19 protein-coding genes are annotated in these 21,810 nt (G+C 45.5%); 13 read left to right on the forward strand and 6 right to left on the reverse strand.

Features of this window, described 5'->3' with window-relative positions:
* The first annotated feature begins 79 nt into the window (after positions 1 to 79).
* The 7 genes from fabF (at position 80) to ptsG (ending at position 7,475) form a co-directional block, all read left to right on the forward strand.
* Positions 80 to 1,321, forward strand: a complete 1,242-nt coding sequence (gene fabF, locus DA100_RS02920) for a beta-ketoacyl-ACP synthase II (protein ID WP_138970795.1) — start codon at positions 80 to 82, stop codon at positions 1,319 to 1,321.
* Positions 1,322 to 1,433: 112 nt separating this feature from the next.
* The gene (gene pabC / locus DA100_RS02925; RefSeq protein WP_138970796.1) at positions 1,434 to 2,237 is read left to right on the forward strand and encodes an aminodeoxychorismate lyase; all 804 of its coding nucleotides are present in this window, start codon (positions 1,434 to 1,436) and stop codon (positions 2,235 to 2,237) included.
* Positions 2,234 to 3,250, forward strand: a complete 1,017-nt coding sequence (mltG, locus tag DA100_RS02930) for an endolytic transglycosylase MltG (protein ID WP_138970797.1) — start codon at positions 2,234 to 2,236, stop codon at positions 3,248 to 3,250. Before pabC ends, mltG begins: the two co-directional genes overlap by 4 nt.
* Entirely contained in the window at positions 3,247 to 3,876 is a 630-nt protein-coding gene (gene tmk, locus DA100_RS02935) for a dTMP kinase (RefSeq protein ID WP_138970798.1), read from the forward strand. The genes mltG and tmk overlap by 4 nt, the downstream gene beginning before the upstream one ends.
* Before the next feature lie 3 nt (positions 3,877 to 3,879).
* Complete coding sequence (gene holB, locus DA100_RS02940; protein WP_138970799.1) at positions 3,880 to 4,842, forward strand: DNA polymerase III subunit delta'; 963 nt, start codon at positions 3,880 to 3,882, stop codon at positions 4,840 to 4,842.
* A complete protein-coding gene (locus DA100_RS02945; RefSeq protein ID WP_138970800.1) occupies positions 4,833 to 5,600 on the forward strand; it encodes a TatD family hydrolase in 768 nt (255 codons plus the stop codon). The genes holB and DA100_RS02945 overlap by 10 nt, the downstream gene beginning before the upstream one ends.
* A gap of 444 nt (positions 5,601 to 6,044) precedes the next feature.
* Positions 6,045 to 7,475 carry a PTS glucose transporter subunit IIBC gene (gene ptsG, locus DA100_RS02950; RefSeq protein ID WP_138970801.1) on the forward strand — a complete coding sequence of 477 codons (1,431 nt, stop codon included), beginning with the start codon at positions 6,045 to 6,047 and terminating at the stop codon, positions 7,473 to 7,475.
* Positions 7,476 to 7,552: 77 nt separating this feature from the next.
* Here the strand turns inward: ptsG and DA100_RS02955 are convergent, their stop codons facing one another.
* Positions 7,553 to 8,140 (reverse strand): outer membrane beta-barrel protein, encoded by a 588-nt coding sequence (locus DA100_RS02955; protein ID WP_138970802.1) that lies wholly within the window; start codon positions 8,138 to 8,140, stop codon positions 7,553 to 7,555.
* 132 nt (positions 8,141 to 8,272) lie between these two features.
* On the opposite strand from DA100_RS02955, the gene DA100_RS02960 reads away from it, so the two are divergent.
* Positions 8,273 to 8,365 (forward strand): YnhF family membrane protein, encoded by a 93-nt coding sequence (locus DA100_RS02960; protein ID WP_138970803.1) that lies wholly within the window; start codon positions 8,273 to 8,275, stop codon positions 8,363 to 8,365.
* Positions 8,366 to 8,372: 7 nt separating this feature from the next.
* Positions 8,373 to 9,521, forward strand: coding sequence for a patatin-like phospholipase family protein (locus DA100_RS02965; RefSeq protein ID WP_138970804.1), 1,149 nt, complete (start codon positions 8,373 to 8,375; stop codon positions 9,519 to 9,521).
* A 43-nt stretch (positions 9,522 to 9,564) separates the two neighbouring features.
* Here the strand turns inward: DA100_RS02965 and pyk are convergent, their stop codons facing one another.
* Complete coding sequence (gene pyk, locus DA100_RS02970) at positions 9,565 to 11,007, reverse strand: pyruvate kinase (protein ID WP_138970805.1); 1,443 nt, start codon at positions 11,005 to 11,007, stop codon at positions 9,565 to 9,567.
* 339 nt (positions 11,008 to 11,346) lie between these two features.
* Between pyk and DA100_RS02975 the strand changes: the two genes are divergently transcribed.
* Positions 11,347 to 12,564 (forward strand): ROK family protein, encoded by a 1,218-nt coding sequence (locus DA100_RS02975; protein WP_138970806.1) that lies wholly within the window; start codon positions 11,347 to 11,349, stop codon positions 12,562 to 12,564.
* A 129-nt stretch (positions 12,565 to 12,693) separates the two neighbouring features.
* Positions 12,694 to 13,641 (forward strand): chemotaxis protein CheV, encoded by a 948-nt coding sequence (locus DA100_RS02980; RefSeq protein ID WP_138970807.1) that lies wholly within the window; start codon positions 12,694 to 12,696, stop codon positions 13,639 to 13,641.
* Positions 13,642 to 13,719: 78 nt separating this feature from the next.
* On the opposite strand, the gene DA100_RS02985 is transcribed toward DA100_RS02980, so the two are convergent.
* From DA100_RS02985 to DA100_RS03000, 4 genes are all read right to left on the reverse strand, one after another.
* A complete protein-coding gene (locus DA100_RS02985) occupies positions 13,720 to 16,791 on the reverse strand; it encodes an error-prone DNA polymerase (RefSeq protein ID WP_138970808.1) in 3,072 nt (1,023 codons plus the stop codon).
* Positions 16,792 to 16,802: 11 nt separating this feature from the next.
* Positions 16,803 to 18,203 (reverse strand): DNA polymerase Y family protein, encoded by a 1,401-nt coding sequence (locus DA100_RS02990; RefSeq protein WP_138970809.1) that lies wholly within the window; start codon positions 18,201 to 18,203, stop codon positions 16,803 to 16,805.
* 2 nt (positions 18,204 to 18,205) lie between these two features.
* A complete protein-coding gene (imuA, locus tag DA100_RS02995; protein ID WP_138970810.1) occupies positions 18,206 to 18,883 on the reverse strand; it encodes a translesion DNA synthesis-associated protein ImuA in 678 nt (225 codons plus the stop codon).
* Positions 18,884 to 19,027: 144 nt separating this feature from the next.
* Positions 19,028 to 19,771: a YciK family oxidoreductase gene (locus DA100_RS03000; RefSeq protein WP_138970811.1), complete on the reverse strand. Its 744-nt coding sequence runs from the start codon at positions 19,769 to 19,771 to the stop codon at positions 19,028 to 19,030.
* 87 nt (positions 19,772 to 19,858) lie between these two features.
* On the opposite strand from DA100_RS03000, the gene sohB reads away from it, so the two are divergent.
* Entirely contained in the window at positions 19,859 to 20,920 is a 1,062-nt protein-coding gene (gene sohB, locus DA100_RS03005) for a protease SohB (protein WP_138970812.1), read from the forward strand.
* A 202-nt stretch (positions 20,921 to 21,122) separates the two neighbouring features.
* Positions 21,123 to 21,605: a hypothetical protein gene (locus tag DA100_RS03010; protein ID WP_138970813.1), complete on the forward strand. Its 483-nt coding sequence runs from the start codon at positions 21,123 to 21,125 to the stop codon at positions 21,603 to 21,605.
* Positions 21,606 to 21,810: the final 205 nt, after the last annotated feature.

A 21,810-nucleotide genomic window follows, 5' to 3' on the forward strand; every position in this document is an offset into this window, starting at 1 on the left:
GGCGGCCTTCTGGCCGCCTGTGTTCTTTTTAACACTTCTATCCTTCCATAGAATCATTTCAATTCCGGAGAATAAAATCGTGTCCAAGCGTCGTGTTGTTGTCACTGGCATGGGTATGTTGTCACCGGTAGGCAACACCGTAGAATCATCTTGGAAAGCCTTGCTAGCTGGTCAAAGTGGTATTGTAAATATTGAACACTTTGATACCGAAAATTTCTCAACTCGCTTTGCGGGCCTAGTGAAAGACTTTGACTGTACTGAATACATGTCTAAGAAAGATGCGCGTAAAATGGATTTATTCATCCAGTACGGCATTGCAGCTGGTATCCAAGCTTTAGATGACTCTGGTTTACAAATCAACGAAGAAAATGCACCTCGTGTAGGCGTAGCGATTGGTTCAGGCATCGGTGGTCTAGATCTCATCGAAGCAGGCCATACTGCTCTTGTTGAAAAAGGCCCACGTAAAGTTAGCCCATTCTTCGTTCCATCAACCATCGTAAATATGGTTGCAGGTAACTTATCTATTATGCGTGGTCTTCGCGGTCCTAACATCGCGATCTCGACGGCGTGTACTACAGGTCTTCATAACATCGGCCATGCGGCACGTATGATTGCATACGGTGATGCTGACGCTATGGTTGCAGGTGGTGCTGAAAAAGCGTCTACGCCACTCGGTATGGCAGGCTTTGGTGCTGCGAAAGCACTGTCAACTCGTAACGATGAGCCACAAAAAGCTTCTCGTCCTTGGGATAAAGACCGCGATGGTTTCGTTCTCGGTGACGGTGCTGGCATGATGGTTCTTGAAGAGTACGAACACGCTAAAGCGCGTGGTGCGAAGATTTATGCTGAGCTTGTTGGCTTTGGTATGTCTGGTGACGCTTACCACATGACTTCACCTAGTGAAGACGGTTCAGGTGGTGCGCTAGCAATGGAAGCCGCGATGCGTGATGCTGGTATTACTGGTGTTCAGGTAGGCTACGTTAACGCTCACGGTACATCAACTCCAGCAGGTGATGTGGCAGAAATCAAAGGCGTTAAGCGCGCTCTAGGTGAAGAGGGTGCTAAGCAAGTTAAAGTTTCTTCAACTAAATCAATGACTGGTCACCTACTGGGTGCTGCAGGCTCTGTAGAAGCTATTATCACTGTGATGTCTCTGGTTGACCAAATTGTTCCACCAACAATCAACCTAGACAATCCAGAGGAAGGCCTAGATATTGATCTTGTTCCTCATACAGCTAAAGAAGTATCGATGGAGTATGCAATTTGTAACTCGTTCGGCTTTGGCGGTACTAACGGTTCGTTAGTCTTTAAAAAGATCTAATTAGACTTTTTCTGGTTTAAAACGGCTTAATGCTTTGGCATTAAGCCGTTTTGTTATTTAATAAGCCAAGATTTTCACGCGCTTCGATGCGAGACAAATATAAGGAAGTGACATGTTCTTGGTTAACGGCAGTCCCTCTGATTTTATCTCTTTAACCGATCGATCATTCCAATACGGCGATGGCTGTTTTACCACTATGCTGACAAGAAATGGCACCATTCAATACTGGTCATATCATAGAGATCGCATGAACGCTTGCTTGGACTTGTTACAAATCCCTCATCCTGATTGGCAGCAGGTAGAGCAGTGGTTGGACAGAGTGGTGAGATCAGATAATAGGGCTGGTATCAAACTCCATATTAGTCGTGGCGAAGGGGGTAGGGGATATAGCCCTACTCAAGTGGACTCACCAAATGTTACTATTAGCGACTTTATTTATCCGCCTCATTATGAACAATGGCTAGAGCAAGGATTGTCGCTCGGTATATGCACCACGCGGCTTGGACACAACCCACTATTGGCTGGGCATAAGCACAACAATCGTCTTGAACAGGTGCTACTGAAAGCCGAAATGGATGGCGCTCATTTACCTGATGGTATTGCACTCGATATCGATGATCATGTCATAGAAACTACCATGGCAAACGTGTTTTGGCTTCGCGGTAACCAGTTATGTACTCCTGATCTCTCTAAGTCGGGGGTTTCGGGTGTGATGAGACGGGTCGTTTTGGAGTGGGCCAAGGCGAATGGCATCGCAATCGAAGTCAGCAACTTCGCTTTGACAGATGTGCTAGACGCCGACGAAGTATTTATCACCAACTCAATTCTTGGTGTTGCACCGGTAAACCAGATAGGTGAAAAGACGTTTGCAATAGGAACAATAACTAAACGAATTCAGGAGATGGTTAACTCGTGATAAAAAAAATCACTCTTTTTCTGCTATTGGTAGTCGCACTTGCTGCGGCTGGCTACTTCTATGTTGCCAAGCAGGTTCAACACTATGTGGATCAACCTATAAAGATCGAACAAGCCGAAATTTTCACGATTGAATCAGGAACGAGTTTTAATCGTGTTTTGGCTAATCTAACCAAAGCTGATTTGATAGAAACGAGCGATATGGTTCAGTTCGTACGCCGTTTTCATCCCGAACTCACCCAGCTTAGGGCAGGAACCTACCTTCTTGAGCCTGGCCTTGATCTTAAGCAAGCCTTGATGCAATTTAAACAAGGTAAAGAGCATCAGTTTGCGATCACTTTTGTCGAAGGTTCTACATTCAAAGAGTGGCGAGAAATTTTAGAAGTATCGCCATACTTAGAACACGAGTTAATGGGACTTAGTGAGGCCGAAATCGCGGAGTTAGTGGGTTTACCACATCAAAAGCTTGAGGGTTTGCTACTCGCAGAAACATACCACTACACATTTGGTGCGTCCGATCTTGATATTATCAAGCGAGCTGCGGCTAAGCTTCAGGCAGTGCTTGATGATCACTGGGAAAAACGTCAGGCGAATTTACCCCTTAAAACATCGTACGAGGCCCTAATTCTTGCCTCTATTATAGAGAAAGAGACGGCTGTTGAATCGGAGCGTGAACGTGTTGCCGCAGTGTTTATAAATCGCCTCAATAAACGTATGCGACTACAAACGGATCCTACGGTTATCTATGGCATGGGAGACAAGTACGACGGCAATATTCGCAAAAAAGATCTGCGTACTCCGACACCTTATAACACCTATACCATTTTTGGATTGCCGCCAACACCGATCGCTATGCCTGGTGAGGCCTCCATCGCCGCAGCGTTGAATCCTGAAGATAGCAACTATCTTTATTTTGTCGCAAGCGGTAAGGGTGGTCACGTTTTCTCTAAAACATTGGCTGAACACAACCGCGCTGTTCAAGCGTATCTAAAACAATTAAGAAGTAACAAATGAAAAACGCAAAATTCATCGTTATCGAAGGCCTAGAAGGGGCTGGTAAAAGCACGGCGATTCAAGCTGTTCTAGAAACTCTCAAACAGGCGGGGATTGAGCGTATTCAGCAGACACGTGAGCCTGGTGGTACCGCATTGGCGGAAAAACTTCGTACCCTTGTGAAACAAGAGCACCAAGGTGAAGAGTTGCAGGACATGACGGAACTGCTATTGATGTATGCAGCCAGAGTTCAATTGGTTGAGAATGTGATAAAACCAGCCCTTGCTGATGGTGTCTGGGTGGTTGGTGACCGTCATGATATGTCTTCTCAAGCTTATCAAGGTGGTGGCCGTCAGATTCCTCATGAAACCATGCAGGCCCTCAAAAAAACTACCTTGGGAGATTTCAAACCCGACTTAACGCTTTATCTTGACCTCGATCCTCGTGTAGGCTTAGAACGTGCTCGAGGGCGCGGTGAGCTTGACCGCATTGAAAAAATGGACATGAGCTTTTTTGACAGAACACGCGAACGCTATTTGGAAATTGCTGATCAAGATGATTCTGTTGTGATTATCAATGCAGAGCAAGCTATTGCAAAGGTTGCTGCGGATATCTCTGCCGTGTTAAGTGATTGGGTGAACGCGTAGCCTATGAACCAACTTTATCCTTGGCTGGCTGACTTATGGCAGGAGTGGCAGGCAAATCTACAAACTGACCGTTTTTCTAATGCGTCTCTTGTCGTCGCGCAACAAGGGATGGGTATCGAGCAACTAATCGAGCAGTTTAGTCGGGCTGTTATGTGTCAAAACTATCCCGCTGAGGCTTGTGGGTTTTGCCACTCATGTCAGTTGATGGAGTCTAAAAGCCACCCTGACTATCACATCATCCAGCCTGAAAAAGAGGGCAAGACGATCACTGTCGAGCAGATTCGCCAATGTAATCGACTCGCGCAGGAATCGTCACAGCTATCTGGGGCAAGGTTGTTTGTTATTTATCCTGTCGAAGCGATGAATGAGTCGGCGGCGAATGCCCTGCTTAAAACGTTAGAAGAGCCTTCTTCGAGCTGTTTGTTCTTACTGGTAACACATCGTTCACACTCACTATTACCAACAATTACTAGCCGTTGTCAGCAGTGGCACTTGGCCGCTCCTGAATCTCAATCGGTTGCCAAATGGTTGAGCGAACAGTCGATTGGTGAAGTGCCTGCTTATGCTGCCCATATTAATGGTAATGCGCCTCTCGCGACATTGACGTTTGTTCAACAGGGTAAAGTGAGTCACTATCTTGAGCTCGAATCGCAGTTTCTTGCCCTATGTCGACAGCAAGGGGATGTTGTCAAATTGGCTAAAGATCTTGCTCAAGAGCCTAGCGAATCACTGAATTGGATATGGTATCTGCTTGCAGATGCACAAAAGGTTCACTACGGTTTGCACACCTCGTCTTTTACACCTGGGGCTGCTCAAGTAGCACAGCTAGTGGACTATCAGAAGTTGTATACACAGACTGAGGAATTAATCAAACTCATAGAGCAGCTTAGACTACACTCTGGGTTAAATGCTGAGTTGCTTATTCTTGATTGGCTGTTCAAATTTAATGGGGACATATGTTCGTAGATTCTCACTGTCACTTAGACAAATTAGATTATCAAGAGCTACACAATGGCATAGAGGATGTGGTTGCTAAGGCGAAAGCGGCCAATGTGACTGATCTACTGTCTGTTGGTGTTACGCTTGACTCTTTTCCTAATATGATTGAGTTGATTGAACCATACGATAATGTCTATGCATCTTGTGGTGTTCATCCTCTCGATGTTGAAAGCGATTTCGCACTCGATCAACTTCATGAATATGCCTCTCACCCCAAAGTTGTGGCTATTGGTGAAACGGGTCTTGATTACCACTACCAGCCTGAGACCGCAGAACTTCAAAAGCTGCGCTTTGAGCAGCAAGTTGAGTTGGCGGTAAAGCTGAACAAGCCGCTCATTATCCACACTCGCAATGCACGTCAGGATACATTGAATATTTTGGCGAATGGCCATGCGGAAAAATGTGGTGGGGTTATTCATTGTTTCACTGAGGATCTTCCTTTCGCTCAAGCCGCAATGGAAATGGGTTTTTATATATCAATTTCTGGGATCGTGACCTTTCGCCAAGCCACCGAGCTGAAAGAAGTTGTGAAAGCTTTACCACTTGAAAGGCTGCTTATTGAGACCGACTCACCTTATTTAGCTCCCGTTCCTCATCGAGGTAAACAGAACCAACCAGCGTATGTAGTGGAGGTGGCTTCCTACATTGCACAGCTTAAAGGGTGTTCACTCGGTGAGGTTGGGCAAAAAACCAGCGAAAACTTCAGGAATCTTTTTTTGAGATAGAAAATGAGATTTGTACGAAAAAGGAGCGCAAGCTCCTTTTTTTTGTGTCCAAGATCACGTGCTACCGTTTTTTTAGCCTTGTTTACTAAATATGTTGAAGATGAGAACTAAAAATGTACGGGTTGTAATTTTGTTACATGAAATAACAACCGTGTCTATTTTATTTACCCATCGAAATTAATAAGTGGTATGAATTTTATCAATAAAAACAAGATGTTATTAGGATGAAATCCATTTCAAATCAGCTTTTGGTTTGTGATCTATATATTAGTTTGAAACTAAATTTCGTAACTCGCTAGAAAGTTTGATTACCAACAATATATATTTAGAGGCAGAAAATATACTGTCATATGTGGTTACATTTTCTTTGGGTGCTAACATTTAAGGCTACGGGGGTGTGCCGTTAGAGCCCAATAATTTTTATAATTTTTCAGGAGCATAAACATGTTTAAGAACCTTTTTGCTAACCTGCAAAAAGTTGGTAAAGCTCTGATGCTACCAGTATCGGTGTTACCAGTTGCAGGTATTTTATTAGGTGTAGGCGCTGCCGACCTAGGCTTTATTCCAGGTATCGTATCGAATTTGATGGAACAAGCGGGCGGTTCAGTATTTGGTCAAATGGCACTACTGTTCGCAGTAGGTGTGGCACTTGGCTTTACTAACAACGACGGTGTAGCTGGTCTTGCTGCAATCGTCGGTTACGGCATCATGACTGCAACACTAGGCGTAATGGCTGGTGTTATGGGTGTTGAGAACATCGATACTGGTGTTCTTGGTGGTATCCTAGTAGGTGGTGTTGCTGCATGGGCATTCAACCGCTTCTTCAAGATCCAACTTCCAGAATACTTGGGTTTCTTCGCTGGTAAACGTGCTGTGCCAATCATCACTGGTTTTACAGCGATTGGTCTTGGTATCGTTCTTTCAGTTGTTTGGCCTCCAATCGGTGGTGCTATCGCATCATTCTCTGACTGGGCTGCTCACCAAAACCCACAAGTTGCATTCGGTATCTACGGTATCGTTGAGCGTTCACTAATCCCATTCGGTCTTCACCACGTATGGAACGTACCATTCTTCTTCGAAGCAGGTACTTGTTTTAACGCTGCTGGCGAAACTCAAAACGGCGTACTTACTTGTTACCTAGTGGCTGATGAGGCTTCTCGTGCTGCGGGCAATGGCTTCGGTCAGCTAGCGGGTGGTTACATGTTCAAGATGTTCGGTCTACCAGCTGCTGCTATCGCTATCGCTCACTCTGCTAAACCAGAGAACCGTGCGAAAGTAATGGGTATCATGGCTTCTGCTGCACTGACTTCATTCCTAACAGGTATCACTGAGCCAATCGAGTTCTCATTCCTATTCGTTGCTCCTGTGCTTTACGGAATTCACGCTCTACTAGCTGGTTCTGCGTACGTTGTTGCTAACACTCTAGGTTTTGTACACGGTACTTCATTCTCACACGGTCTAATCGACTTCCTAGTTCTTTCTGGTAACTCTCAGAAGATGGGTCTGATGGTTGCTGTAGGCCTAGTTTACGCTGCAATCTACTACGTGGTATTCCGCGCAGTAATCAAAGCTATGGACCTTAAGACTCCTGGTCGTGAAGATGAGTCAGAAGAGGCAACTGTTGCGACAGGTTCTGACCTTGCAGGTGAACTAGTTGCTGCATTCGGCGGTAAAGCTAACATCACTGGTCTTGACGCATGTATCACTCGCCTACGTGTTGCCGTTGCAGACACAGCCGCTGTTGACCAAGACAAACTAAAACAGCTAGGCGCTGCTGGTGTTGTTGTTGTAGCAGGTGGTGTTCAGGCTATCTTCGGTACTAAGTCTGACAACCTGAAAACAGAAATGGATGAGTGGATTCGTAACCACGGTTAATCTATCCCCATACTGATTAAAAGGAGGCATTAGCCTCCTTTCTTATTTTCATGCTCTGAAGATGTATCGGTGTACGACTAAAAGCGCCAGCTAATCCCAAGATTTGCGGAGAATTGGTTCATCCAATCTGTTTGGAATTTAATCACGCAGGAGTCATTGCTACTGTTGTTGAATTGGCATATTCCAGTGGTTTCGTTATCCACGACCGTTCCTAGCCAACGAATATGAGTGTTAAGCGCAAGTGAGTCTGACACTCGGTATTCAATTCCCGTAAAGATACTCGCTGAAAACCCTACTTCGTCTTTAACCCAATCCGCATTGATATACGATGCTCCAAGCCCGATACCCAAGTAAGCTGAGATTTTGTCCTCGACCGGATAGTAGATGCTGCTTTGCAGATGCAAGTAGTGGATGGATGAGTTGAGGTTGATGTTTTCCACTTCACTATTTTGCTGGCTGTAGAATAGCCCAATGCGACCGTTGTCAATATCACTTTCAATGGACAGGGCAAAGCTTGGTGAGCTGGTTAAGTCGAGTTTGTTCTGAGCTTGGTCTTCAACACTCCCTCCCGCGGTGTAGCCAATCCAAGGTGAAATGTGTATCTCAGCAAAGGCCACGGGACTGGTTACAAGTAACAGTATTGGCATGGTATGTTTGAGTTTCATTTATAGCCTCTTTCCCGATCAGTAATGCGTTAATTGTGACGCTAACATCATAATGCCACACAAAAAATACGTATTAATTGAAGATGGCTCACATAGATGTTATTACTTTGTTACACAATAAAGGAGGTGTCTATGCAACACGATCTGAAGTTTGCCCTAATCATTACAGTGACAGTATTTGCTGTTCTTCTCGGATTTGCTGTTACTGCTGTTATGACGGCGTAGCCATTCGATGAAAAACTGCGGTGTTATCACCAACGCTGCTGTACAACTCGATACTGAAAGGCTCAAAAAGTACACTGGCGGTAACAATGCTTTGGTTGCTCAGGGAGGCGGCCAAAGGGGGATTTTTACCTCTGGTGTTCTTGATGCATTTCTCCTTTCCAATTTTGATCCCTTCCACTCCTTTTATGGCACATCGGCTGGTGCATTGAACTTGTGCGCTTTCCTATGCCGCCAAAGAGGTATTGGCCGCTCGTTTATTCTCGACCTGACGACTGACTCTGAGTTTTTTCACCTGTTTCGTTATATTCGTCGTAAGCAGTATCTTGGTTTAGATTGGGCTTTGGATAAGATTAGCGACTATCCGTACCGGCTAGATATAGATTTAGGCCGAAGGGTACTCGCAAATCGGCATGCCTACGCCGCTGTAACCGATACTGAGCGTTTGTTTGACCACTACCTACCAATGTTGCAAGAAGATTGGAAAAAGGTGCTCATAGCCACGTGTGCGATTCCTCGTTTGTATCATCAACCAGTACAGTTTCCTCACGGCGAGTATGTCGATGGGGGTGTTTCTGCTTCGATACCCGTCCAGGAGGCGTGGCGCAGAGAGGCGCGTTGCATCGTTGTCATTCGGACTGAAGGTGATGATCTATTAGATAAGCCTCCTGTTGAGACTCAGCAATTGGAAAATATGTGGTTACGTGATTCGTTTAATCTCATTCATGGTCATTTTCAGGAAAGGCTTGGACGCTGGAAACACGATTGGCACCTGTTTTTCGCCGAGCAGGTTGAGCGTGCTAAGCGGGAAAAAATAGAGCATAAACATCTTGAATCACTAAATGGTGGACGTTGGCTATTTGGTGCGGATGATGTTTATCGACTTAGCCATTTGTTGGGGGACAAGTTTGATTCAGGCCTAGCGGATATGCTGATGGTGCACTATCAAACCTATTCGTTGACCCAAGAGTTTTTGCATTCGCCACCTGATGACTGTTTTGTTATCCAAATTAGGCCCGAACAAGCGCTGAAATCGAGTTCACTAATGAGTGAGCGAGAAGATCTGCTGCATGACTACCAGACGGGTTTAGACGCTGGATTTCGTTTTGTAGAAGCGTTTTCTCAGTGTACTGACAAACTTGCCGTCGTATGTAAATAAGGGAGCTGATACGCTCCCTTAACGGTTGCAGAGTGCTGACTTGTTATGCAGCTAAGATACGCATACAGTTGGTTGAACCAACTACGTCCATTACATCCCCCTGAGTAATAATCACTAGGTCACCATCGTCTAATAATCCACGTTGCTTCAAGGTGGCGACAGCGGCTTCGGCCGTGGCGAGCCCCGTCGCTGACTTATCATCAAAGAAGACAGGGAATACGCCGCGATAAAGCGCCGATAAATTGAGCGTACTTTCATTGCGTGAGAGAGCGAAGATTGGTAGCCCCGAGCTCAAGCGAGACATCATAAGCGCGGTACGACCGGATTCAGTCAGTGTCACAATGCCTTTGATTCCACGCATGTGGTTTGCTGCAAACATTGTTGACATTGCAATCGTCTCTTCACCTGTCTCAAATACGGACTCCATTCGGTAGCTAGAACGGTTTACAGCGGACATTTTCTCTGCCCCTAAACAGACTTCTGCCATCGAGCGAACAGTTTCCAGTGGGTATTTGCCCGCAGCGGTTTCACCTGACAACATAACGGCATCGGTGCCGTCTAAGACCGCATTGGCTACGTCCATTACTTCGGCACGAGTCGGCATTGGGTTTTCCATCATCGACTCCATCATCTGCGTCGCCGTGATAACGGTTCGGTTGAGTGCTCGAGCTCTGCGGATAAGTTGTTTTTGAACACCCACAAGCTCTGGGTCACCAATTTCGACCCCTAAATCACCACGCGCAACCATCACCGCATCCGAAGCAATGATGATGTCGTCAATGTTAGCTTCACTCTCTACTGTTTCGGCACGTTCCACTTTGGCGACGAGACGGGTCTGTAGCCCTGCATCGGTCGCGAGTCTGCGGGCATACTTCATATCTTCCCCGTTGCGAGGAAATGAAACCGCAAGGTAGTCAACGTTAATTTCGGCTGCGAGCTTGATATCTTTCTTGTCCTTCTCTGTGAGCGCTTCAGCAGAGAGACCACCGCCTTTTTTGTTTATCCCTTTGTTGTTTGATAGCGGGCCACCAATAATAACTTTGGTACGGACTTCTGTACCGTTAACAGCAATGACCTGTAGCTGAACACGGCCATCGTCAAGCAGTAGAATGTCGCCTGTCGAGACATCGTTTGGTAGTTCTTTATAGTCAAGACCGACTGCATCCTTATTGCCTTCACCCGGAGGTAAGGCGCTGTCGAGAGTGAAAATATCGCCGATAGAGAGGGTGATTTTGCCTTCTTTAAATGTGGATACACGAATTTTTGGGCCTTGAAGGTCTCCCAGAATTGCGACATGAGTGCCCAGTTTTGCAGCGATGTTACGAACTCGTGTTGCTCGCTCACGATGATCGTCTGCGGTTCCGTGCGAGAAGTTCATCCGTACTACATTGACCCCAGCTTCGATAATTGCTTCCAGCATGCCGGGTTGATCGGTAGAAGGTCCTAGAGTAGAGACAATTTTTGTTCTTCTTTGGATTGCAGTCATTCGGATCTCCTTGGTTTGACTTTGCCGCGTACTCGTTAACGTGCGGCACCTGTGCTTTTTTCCGTACTTACGTCAGGTTAGCTATAAGTATATACCTGAGTAAAATCTGTGCTAATAAATCACATTACAATTCGATGTCGGTCTGTGAAAAGGTGATTGAAGAGATATTTATTAACGCAAAAAAATGCGAATCGATTTGTGATAAATCCTTCGCTATTTGATTAGGAACACAAAGAATCATGTTTATACGTGACACTTGTCACGGCAATCTATCAAAGCTCTTCACAATTACTTCGCAAAGTAAAAAAATTGTCGAGTTGTTGATATTTGGAGCACTCTATGTACATGGCTCAACCCGGCCATATTGATCATATCAAGCAGGTCAATGCTGGCCGCGTATATAAACTTATTGATCAAAAAGGACCTATTTCGCGGATTGACCTCTCCAAACAGAGTGAGCTGGCGCCAGCTAGCATTACCAAAATCACCCGAGAGCTCATCGAAGCGCATCTTATTCATGAAACCACGGTTCAAGAAGCGACCAGTCGTGGACGTCCTGCTGTTGGTTTGCAAGTCAACAATGAAGGTTGGCAGTTCCTATCTATGCGTCTTGGACGTGGCTACTTAACAATCGCTTTGCATGAGCTGGGTGGGGACGTTCTAATCGACACCAAAATCGATATCCATGAAGTGGACCAAGATGATGTTCTCGCTCGCTTACTTCATGAAATTGATGAGTTTTTTCAAACCTACTCAGAGCAGTTAGATCGCGTAACCAGTATCGCGATTACTTTACCAGGTCTCGTTAACTCTGAGCAGGGGATAGTGTTGCAGATGCCGCACTACAATGTTGAGAATCTGCCGTTAGGGCCAGAAATATACAAGGTGACGGGGTTGCCAGTATTTATTGCCAACGATACGCGCGCATGGGCTTTAGCTGAGAAGCTGTTCGGTCATTCGCAAGATAATGAGAATTCGGTTCTGATCTCTATTCACCACGGCTTAGGTGCGGGGATTGTGCTGGATGGACGCGTACTGCAAGGGCGTCATGGCAATATTGGTGAACTCGGTCATATCCAAATCGATCCCAATGGCAAGTTATGTCATTGTGGAAACCGTGGGTGTCTAGAAACGGTTGCCAGTTCTCAGGCAATTAGGGGGGAGGTGACGCAGCGTATCGCTCAGGGCGAAGCTTCTTCCCTGTCGGAAATAGAAGAGATCACCGTAGAAGATATCTGTGAAGCGGCTGAAAATGGCGACCCGCTCGCTGTTGATGTGATTGAAAAACTTGGCCGTTACCTTGGCTCTGCGATTGCAATTGTGATTAACCTCTTCAACCCAGAAAAGGTGTTGATTGGTGGGGTGATTAACCAAGCGAAAGAAGTACTTTACCCTGCGATTCAAACTTGTATTGAAGAGCAAAGCTTACCCGTGTATCACCAAGACTTAGAGCTCGTAGAGTCACGCTTCTATAAGCAGGCGACGATGCCAGGAGCGGCATTAATCAAGCAAGCTCTTTATGATGGTCTATTGTTGATGAAGGTTATCGAAGGATAGTAGTTTCTGAGCTGTAGTTCCTTTATCTTTCTAGTAAACCCATATAATCTTGAATGATATATGGGTTTATTTTTACGTTAGTCTTGCTATAGACTACTTTTGTTATATACACATCGGTCGAGAAGTAGTATGTCTGGAGTTTTAAATACCGTTGATCAGCGAACTAATCTAGTGGGTGAAAACCGCCTAGAGCTTCTGTTGTTTAGCTTGAATAGCAGGCAGGTTTTCGCCATCAACGTATTCAAAGTACGTGAAGTGATCAAGGTTCCACCGTTGACCAAAATGCCCGGTTCGCATCACCATATCACCGGCGTTGCTTCTCTTCGTGGTGTCTCCGTTCCTGTTATTGATTTGCGTGCCGCAATTGGTTTTCCTCCATCTCGTCTAGAGAATCAAGAAGAAAATCTGATCATCACGGAATATAACCGAACCATACAAGGGTTTCTGGTTGGTCAGGTGCGCAATATCGTTAATACCGCATGGACGGAAATTCAGCCTCCGCCAAAAACCGCAGGTCGAGCAAACTACTTAACGGCGATCACGCATGTTAAAGGTGGTGACAATCTAGATATCGTTGAAATCATCGATGTCGAGAAGGTGCTGGCTGAGATTATTGACTATGACATTTCTATCTCGGAAGGGGTTCTTGATCATGATTTGGTGACCGAGATGGTTGGTCGTAACGTTCTGATTGTTGATGATTCTTCGACAGCACGTACTCAAGTGCGTGGTACTTTGTCACAGCTTGGCCTGAATATTATTGAATGTCGCGATGGCTTAGAAGCGCTCAATTTACTTAAGTCGTGGTGCGACGAAGGTAAGAACGTCGTTGAAGACCTGTTGTTGATGATCACAGATGCCGAAATGCCAGAAATGGATGGCTACAAGCTGACTCATGAAGTTCGTAGTGATCCCCGAATGAAAGATCTTTTTGTCACACTCAATACTTCTCTCAGTGGCAGTTTTAATGATGCCATGGTGAAAAAGGTAGGCTGTGACCGTTTTATTTCTAAGTTCCAGCCGGACTTATTGGTTCAAGTGGCGCAAGATCGTCTGCGCGATGTATTGAATAAATAGAGATTATCGATATCTGTATTGATTAAAGGGAGCATTGCTCCCTTTTGCTTAATTTATAATGGGCTTATATCGTTGAATTTAGTGAAAGTCCCGCGATTTACTGCGTAAATCTTGCAGCTTATCGGTCATATCGATCAAACGGCCGGCAATAACATGATGAACATCCCCTTCTTTCTCTAGAATCCCTTTCACCTGCAAGATCTTTGCGGTCAAATAGGCGGCTTTTTGGGCCCGTGAGGTTGCTTTCCAAACCACGACATTGATGTTGCCTGTATCATCTTCGAGCGTGAAAAACGTCACTCCTGCGGCGGTGCCAGGTGACTGTTTCCCCGTTACGACACCTGTCACCGTGACTAAAGACTGATGTGCTTTCTGTGCCAAATCACGCATACGAGTAAAGCGACCGAGAACACCGCTTTCATCCAATAGAGTGATAGGATGCTTGGCAAGAGATAGCCCAGTCGCGGCATAATCTTCAAGGATAGTTTGACTTTCGGAAGGTACATTCACAGTGGGGAATTCAGCTTCTTGCATATGCTGAAATAGAGGGAGCTCAGAGAGAGTGTCCATCATTGCCCAGCGGGTCTGATAGCGATTATTACTTAGACTATGCATGGCGTTGGCGGACGCTAGCAGCTCAAGATCACGTTGGTTGAGACCAATATGTTTAAGTTGATTGATATGAGTAAATCTCGTTTCGGCTCTGGCATGGAGCAATTGTTTAGCACTCTGAGTGCTGAAGCCTTTGATTTGTCTGAGTCCAAGCCGAATTGCCCACTTCCCCTGTTCACAAACGACGTGGTGATCGTATTGTGAGGCATTCACACAGACTGGCAAAATATGAACACCATGGCGACGAGCGTCTTGTACGAGTTGTGAGGCACTATAAAAACCCATCGGCAGGCTATTGAGAAGCGATGTATAAAAAGCCTCAGGGTAGTAATGCTTGAGCCATGCCGAGCAATAAGCAAGTACTGCAAAAGAGGCTGAGTGACTTTCTGGAAAGCCGTATTCACCAAATCCAAGTATCTGGGCGAAGATGCGTTCAGCAAACTCAATCTCATAGCCTCTGGCGAGCATGCCTTCTATCAGCTTGGTTTTGAATTTGACTAAGTCACCACTCTTTTTCCACGCGGCCATAGCACGGCGAAGTTGATCCGCTTCCCCCCCACTGAAGCCCGCAGCCACCATGGCAATTTTAATCACTTGTTCCTGAAAAATAGGCACACCGAGAGTCCTCTCGAGTACGCTGCGCACCTCTTGTGATGGGTACTCGACACTTTCTTCGCCATTTCTGCGTTTTAGGTAGGGATGAACCATGTCACCTTGAATCGGGCCAGGACGAACAATGGCAATCTGGATGACGAGATCGTAATAGCAGGCGGGTTTTAAGCGTGGTAGCATGCTCATTTGTGCCCGAGATTCGATTTGAAACACACCGACAGTATCGGCTTTCTGAATCATGCGGTAGACCTTGCTATCATCCTGACGCCGGGTGATTTCCGCGATGGTGAGTGTACGGTGGTGGAGACGTTCAATGAGGTCAAAGCATTTACGAATCGCAGTCAGCATTCCTAGGGCTAATACGTCTACTTTCAACAGTTTCAGTGACTCTAGATCATCCTTATCCCATTGAATAACGGTTCTGTCTACCATCGATGCGTTTTCTACTGGGACGAGCTCATATAGCGGCCCTGCGGCAATAATAAAACCGCCCACATGTTGCGAGAGATGACGTGGAAAACCAAGAATATCATTCACCAACGAGATGAACTGTTCCCCCTTTAGCGAGTCTGGTTGAAGACCAAGCTCCACTATCTGAGCTTGCCATCCCTGAGCTCGGTCGCGGCGATTGATATTTTTGATAAAGTAATCCAACTGACTCTCTTCGATTCCCAACGCTTTACCTACATCACGCACGGCGCTTTTGAAACGGTACGAAATGACCGTAGCGGCGAGTGCGGCACGTTCGCGACCATATTTTTGATAAATATACTGGATGACTTCTTCGCGTCGTTCATGCTCAAAATCGACATCAATATCCGGCGGCTCATCGCGTTCACGGCTGATGAACCGTTCGAACAGGACGGAGATTTTTCTGGGATCCACAGAGGTAATCTCTAAGCAGTAACAGACGACTGAGTTGGCGGCTGACCCCCGACCCTGATAGAGGATATGGTTGTTTTTGGCGAACATGACGATGTCATGAATGGTCAAAAAATAGAATGGATAATTAAGCTCGTCGATCAGTGCGAGCTCTTTATTAATCGTCGTTTCGATATCACTTGGAACGCCATCTGGAAAGCGCAGCTTTTTACCATGTTCAACTAACTTGGTTAGGTAACTCATCGGCGTGTGTCCATCGGGGACCAGCTCGCTTGGATATTCGTATTGAAGCTCTCCTAAACTGAAGGTACAGCGGTTGGCAACCGCTATACTTTCTTGCAACCATTCAGCTTTAAACAACTTAGTGAGCTTTTCCTGACTGCGTAGTGTTCGTTCGGTGTTTGTTAATCGCTGCTCACCTATTTCACTCACGCTACAACCGTGCTTTATTGCAGTCAGAGTGTGTTGCAGTGGTAAACGAGTCGCGGTATGCATTAATACGCCACCACAAGCGGTAATGGGTAATTGATGGTGAGTGGCGAGTTGCTGACAGTGTTCTAGGTATTGTTTGTCATCGGATTTAAGATGACGCTGTACGCCAACCCAAAGTCGATGTCGGTGATGCTGAGTGAGCCAATGTCCCCACTTATTGTCAGTGGTTCTATGACAAGGAAGCCAGATGAGCAAGCAACGCTTAGCCGACATCAAATCCCATTCTGACAGCTGATAGCTGCCTTTTTCAGAACGTCTCCTAGCATTGGTGATAATTCGACAAAGCTCTGCATAGGCCTCTCTGTTGGGGCATAACAGAACGATCTGACAGTCGTCATTGAGCCAGAACATGCTGCCTATAATCAGCTTAATATTAAGATTATGCTGTTGGCTGGCGCTATAAGCTCGGACGACTCCCGCAACAGAGCACTCGTCAGTGATAGCCAGCGAGTGATAGCGAAGAAAGTCCGCTTGTAAGATCAACTCTTCAGCATGCGAAGCGCCGCTAAGAAAAGAGAAGTTACTTTGACAAAACAGTTCAGCGTAAGTCATATCAACACTCGTCAGCTAAACATCCCGTGGACGAACCACAGGTGATCCTGATTACGAAATACCCATAGCCAACGTCCTGCGTGACTGCGAGCAACGAAGTAATCACGGGTCATATCATCGCCATCCCACCAGCCAGTAACGAGACGTTCAGGACCTTGAATAATGGCAATCTTTTCCATTAACGGCTCGGGTTTATATAACAATAAACTCGGACGTAAGCGATAACTGATATGACGTATAGGGATTGGTAGAGTTGGGTCACAGAGAAAGGTCGCCTTTTCAGGACGAGGATCATGGCTGTGAGCGGCTTTACGCACGTGTTCATTACCTAGCTTCGCTTGCAGAAGACCTATCAGTTCCAGTTCGGCCTGTTCGCCTTGCACGCCGTTAAAGAGATCGGCGCTGGTGGATTCTAGCTCTCCGGCGCGAATGAGACGCAAGGTTAATCCTTGAACCGGAGCCTCCAGTTTGATTGACTCCATTGTTAGGCGACAAAGAGTCAGCCATCGTGTGGTGAGATAATCCCCACTAGCGGAATAAAAGCTGACTGTGCACTCTTCTTTATCGCGTTGATGTAATCGCAGTGCCAGCTCGTAGCCCACTTGATTGCGTAGCGTCAGGAAGCATTCGAGTTTATCGAGTAGTTTGGTTAAAGGTTTTTCTAGCCATTGGACATTTTCGATGTCGAACAGAAGTTCTTGATAGCATTCAAAATGTTCAGGGGGGTGATAAAACGTGATAGGATGTTTGAATTGCCCCATCAGACGTCCTACGTAGTTGACGAGATCAATATCAAAACGACGAGCGACCTCTTGCATCGGTAAGGCGAGAAGCTGCTCAAGGGTCGTCACTCCAACTCGTTGCAGTTTTTCAACTTGCTTGTGCTCTAATTCAGTAGCAAAGAGCGGAAAAGGGGCCATCGCCGAGATAATTTTCTCTTTATCGAGCGTCAGTAGTGCGACACCTGATTTGGCTAACAGCATGGCCGAGAATGGCGAGAATCCGATCGAGTACAGATAGTTAAGCTGTAACTTTTCAAGATGGTGAGAGACCCGTTGCCAATAGGCGTTCAACCCTCCGTAGAGTGACAGCATACCCGTGACTTTTAATAACACGCCTTGCGGAGGAAATAAGCAAATATCAGATGTGACCATATAAAGCCATTGGGCAATATTGAGCAACGTTTGCTGTTCGATTTTCGGATCGTAGGGGTGAACTTGTAGCTTCTGGCACAAAGCACTGGCACTGCCCAACCCCATACCTAGCTGAATACCTTCGTCGAGAGCCGCTTGGTTACATTGCACCACTTTAAAATGGCTTGATTCAACAATCGCCAGTGGTGATGCGCTGTTTTCTGCAAATAATGCATCCAGCTGCAAGGTTGGGAAATGAAGGTAGATCCAACTTTGCATAGTTAGCCTTGTTGACGGATCGGGAATGGGATAACGACGGGTGCTTTAGGTTGCAGGGTTAAACTTGGCCAACTTGCACTCATATCGATGACGAAACTGCCCTGTGGCCAGCCTCCTTTGCGTTTAGTGATGGTCACTTCAATACCAAGCGGGTGGGGCAGCAATGTCATAGTTAAGCTGACAGGTAGAGAAAAGAGACTTTTTGCTACGCTTTTAAAGACGAAGTGCAGGCAGTTGCCACGTTCACTTGCGACTTGCAGTCGTCTGGCTTGGTGAACTTCAAGCTCAGGATGCCAAAGCAACACATTGCTACACGCGCCACTGCGCAGGCACTGTTCAGCCGCCCACAATGCTTGGTGCGGGTTGCGAGGGGAGATCATCAGGACTTTATTCGTGTCTAAGCCCAAATGATGAAGCTGCTCAGCACATAAGTAACCCGGTGCTTGAATGAAGACAGATAATCGATCTTGGCTGGTGTTTTTCAGGTGTGGCAGCACTAGGCGTAATTCACCAATGCTGGTCTCACTTTGTAACTCGACGACGCCATATTTTGGAAAGCCACCTTCGAGCTTTTGATCCAAGAGTTCATAGCCTGTTGAGTAGTAATCGTGGTGTTCAGGTGTTTGGATTCCTGACCAAAGCCACTGTTTTTTCTTCAGATGCTCGATTAATTCATACATAATAATTTACCTGTATATATGTACAGTATAATTTATTGAGTATGAACGGCAAGAGGAGAGAGATTTAAATGGATAAAAAAACGCCTTGTGCGATTAGAAACAGACCACAAGGCGTTGATTGCAATGTAAAATAGTTTTTTACGTTTATCGTTTTGATTGTGCGTCGATACACTCACCGTTTACGGACTTGCTCTCTGCTGACATCAGGTACAGATAGAGCGGCATAATATCGAGAGGTGTTTTTAGCAAGTCTGCATCTTCAGCAGGATAAGCTTTAGCACGCATGCCTGTTCGAGTCGCACCTGGATTGATGGCGTTGACACGAATGTTGCTTTCGCTCAATTCGTCAGCAAGGATCTGCATCATCCCCTCAGTCGCAAACTTGGACATCGCATAAGTTCCCCAGAATGCACGGCCACTATGACCAACCGTTGATGAGGTAAAAATGATGCGAGCATCTGGCGATTTATGCAGTAGAGGCAGCACAGCTTGAGTCATCAGAAATTGCGCTTTAACGTTAACCTGCATGATATCGTCGTAAGTGTCTTCACCGATCTGATCAAATGGGCTAATGACACCGAGTAAGCTGGCATTGTGCAAAACACCGTCTAAACGACCAAACTGACCCTCAATGGTATCAACCATATCGAGGTAGTTTTGTTTAGTCGCGCCTTTCATATCAAGCGGGATAATCGCTGGTTGAGGATAACCAGCCGCTTCGATTTCGTCGTAAGTCTGCTCCAGCTTTTTCACTGTACGACCAAGTAAAATCACGGTAGCGCCGTGCTCTGCATAAGAGAGCGCCGCTTGCTTACCGATGCCGGCACCTGCGCCAGTCACCAGAATGACTTTACCTTTCAGGGCATCTGAAGAAACAGCATATTCCACGATGTGTATCCTTTTGTAATGTTCTGCTTTATGAATCCATAACTTGGTTGTTACAATACACTAATTCGCACATTTGGGGATCTCACATTGGAATTTTTGTTGGACTATGGCCTGTTTTTGGCCAAGATTGTGACTGTTGTAGTCGCGGTGATTGCGATATTGGTTATTGCTAAAGCAGTGAGCGGAAAAAGTGGTGCTGCCAAGGGTGAACTCGAAATCACCAACTTAACAGAGCAGCATAAAAATACCGTTGAACAGCTAGAACATTACTTACATGACGATGCTTTCATCAAGGCTCGCGATAAGGCTGAGAAGAAGCAAGAGAAAGAACAGAATAAAGCACGCGAAAAAGAGATTAAGAAGGCATCAAAAGAGGGTGAACTGGATAGCAAACGTGAACCTCATCTGTTTGTCCTTGATTTTAAAGGTAGTATTGATGCTAAAGAAGTGGCTTCGCTGCGTGAGGAAGTGACGGCGATTTTAGCTGTAGCCCGTGAAGGTGATGAAGTGTTACTACGATTAGAGTCTGGTGGTGGCATGGTACATGGCTACGGCCTTGCTTCGTCTCAACTGGATCGTATCAAGGCAGCAAAACTTCCTTTGACGATTGCTGTTGATAAAGTCGCGGCAAGCGGGGGCTATATGATGGCCTGCATCGCCGATAAGATTGTTTCAGCACCATTTGCCATCGTCGGTTCTATTGGCGTGATTGCCCAGTTACCAAACTTCAATAAAGTGCTGAAAAAGTACGATATTGAATATGAGCAACTGACGGCCGGCGAATACAAGCGCACGCTGACTATGTTTGGAGAAAACACAGATAAAGCACGCGAGAAATTCAAGCAAGAGCTAGAAGAGACGCATGATCTTTTTAAAGATTTTATCCGTGAACGTCGTCCTGCATTAGAGTTAGATAAAGTCGCGACGGGCGAGCATTGGTTTGGTACCCAAGCCTATAAACTTGGTTTGGTTGATGAGATTAAAACGTCAGATGACATTGTCGTTGAAGCGTGCAAGGACAAAACCGTACTAGCCATTCATTATGTAGAGAAGAAGAAGCTGACCTCAAAGCTTGCAGGTCTTGCCGGAGAGGCGGCTGACAACGTTCTGATGAAGTTGATTGACCGTGGCCAGCGCCCAATCATCTAAATGACTAATCATGCAGAATCAAAGCGCCTATCTCAAATGGCGCTTTTTTATTTGTATTATATGAGGTGTTAAAAGCGGCAAGAAAGGCGAAGTCATTTAAAAGTTAACCTGAATTATGCGAAATGGTAGCCATTTATAATGTTGTCTATAGAGTATATACTTACTCTATGTCGGATTTTACATGAAGTCCTAGGTATACTGGATGTTAATAAAAAAACAAGAAGCACCACATGATATGCAGATAGGTGCTCGATTTGAAACAAAAAAACATGGCTATGTAACTGTGATTGAATACTACAATACACATACAGTTATTGTTGCGTTTGAAAATACTGGGAATATTCGATCAATTACTGCTGCTAAACTCCGTAGTGGACAAGTCTCAGATCGCTCCGTTCCACCGCAATCTTCTATGGTTGGAGAAAAAGTAGAATCGGTTAAACACGGTATCTTAACCATTATTCAAGTGGAATCTGAAAATATAGTGGTTCTTGAAAATGAATATGGTGAAGAAATCCGTATGCTACTTCCTGCTGTTCAAAAACTTCGAGATCGTTTAGACGATGAATCAGAAATTTCTAAGCCAGAAATGCCGACTTCTTTAAGTGCACTGACTAAGAGAAATAAAAAGACCAAAGATGTTAATAGTCTTCTAAAGAAAATGCTTATCGATTACGGGAAATAATTCACGCTATTATTTAACCTCATTCATATTGCCAGATCACACTTCCATTCACTCTGGAAATAACGAACTAGAAATAGACTCAATTGCCACAGCTCCTTTTGCTTGCTTAGTGTTAATTTCGCTGGTTTTAACTTTAATTTACGAGACCTGCGTCACAAGGTCATTTTGATTTTGTGATGGTGATCTATTCCGTTTTCGGACCATT

The organism is Vibrio sp. Hep-1b-8, from assembly GCF_006124995.1.
Taxonomy (GTDB): Bacteria; Pseudomonadota; Gammaproteobacteria; order Enterobacterales; family Vibrionaceae; genus Vibrio.

Bases quoted from the DNA above. Each gene is read 5' to 3' on its own strand.
- pabC (WP_138970796.1), top strand. From the start codon at position 1,434: ATGTTCTTGGTTAACGGCAGTCCCTCTGATTTTATCTCTTTAACCGAT.
- DA100_RS02945 (WP_138970800.1), top strand. From the start codon at position 4,833: ATGTTCGTAGATTCTCACTGTCACTTAGACAAATTAGATTATCAAGAG.
- DA100_RS02960 (WP_138970803.1), top strand. From the start codon at position 8,273: ATGCAACACGATCTGAAGTTTGCCCTAATCATTACAGTGACAGTATTT.
- DA100_RS02990 (WP_138970809.1), bottom strand. From the start codon at position 18,203: ATGCAAAGTTGGATCTACCTTCATTTCCCAACCTTGCAGCTGGATGCA.
- tmk (WP_138970798.1), top strand. From the start codon at position 3,247: ATGAAAAACGCAAAATTCATCGTTATCGAAGGCCTAGAAGGGGCTGGT.
- ptsG (WP_138970801.1), top strand. From the start codon at position 6,045: ATGTTTAAGAACCTTTTTGCTAACCTGCAAAAAGTTGGTAAAGCTCTG.
- DA100_RS03010 (WP_138970813.1), top strand. From the start codon at position 21,123: ATGTTAATAAAAAAACAAGAAGCACCACATGATATGCAGATAGGTGCT.
- DA100_RS02965 (WP_138970804.1), top strand. From the start codon at position 8,373: ATGAAAAACTGCGGTGTTATCACCAACGCTGCTGTACAACTCGATACT.
- pyk (WP_138970805.1), bottom strand. From the start codon at position 11,007: ATGACTGCAATCCAAAGAAGAACAAAAATTGTCTCTACTCTAGGACCT.
- DA100_RS02980 (WP_138970807.1), top strand. From the start codon at position 12,694: ATGTCTGGAGTTTTAAATACCGTTGATCAGCGAACTAATCTAGTGGGT.
- holB (WP_138970799.1), top strand. From the start codon at position 3,880: ATGAACCAACTTTATCCTTGGCTGGCTGACTTATGGCAGGAGTGGCAG.
- imuA (WP_138970810.1), bottom strand. From the start codon at position 18,883: ATGTATGAATTAATCGAGCATCTGAAGAAAAAACAGTGGCTTTGGTCA.
- DA100_RS02955 (WP_138970802.1), bottom strand. From the start codon at position 8,140: ATGAAACTCAAACATACCATGCCAATACTGTTACTTGTAACCAGTCCC.
- DA100_RS02975 (WP_138970806.1), top strand. From the start codon at position 11,347: ATGTACATGGCTCAACCCGGCCATATTGATCATATCAAGCAGGTCAAT.
- DA100_RS02985 (WP_138970808.1), bottom strand. From the start codon at position 16,791: ATGACTTACGCTGAACTGTTTTGTCAAAGTAACTTCTCTTTTCTTAGC.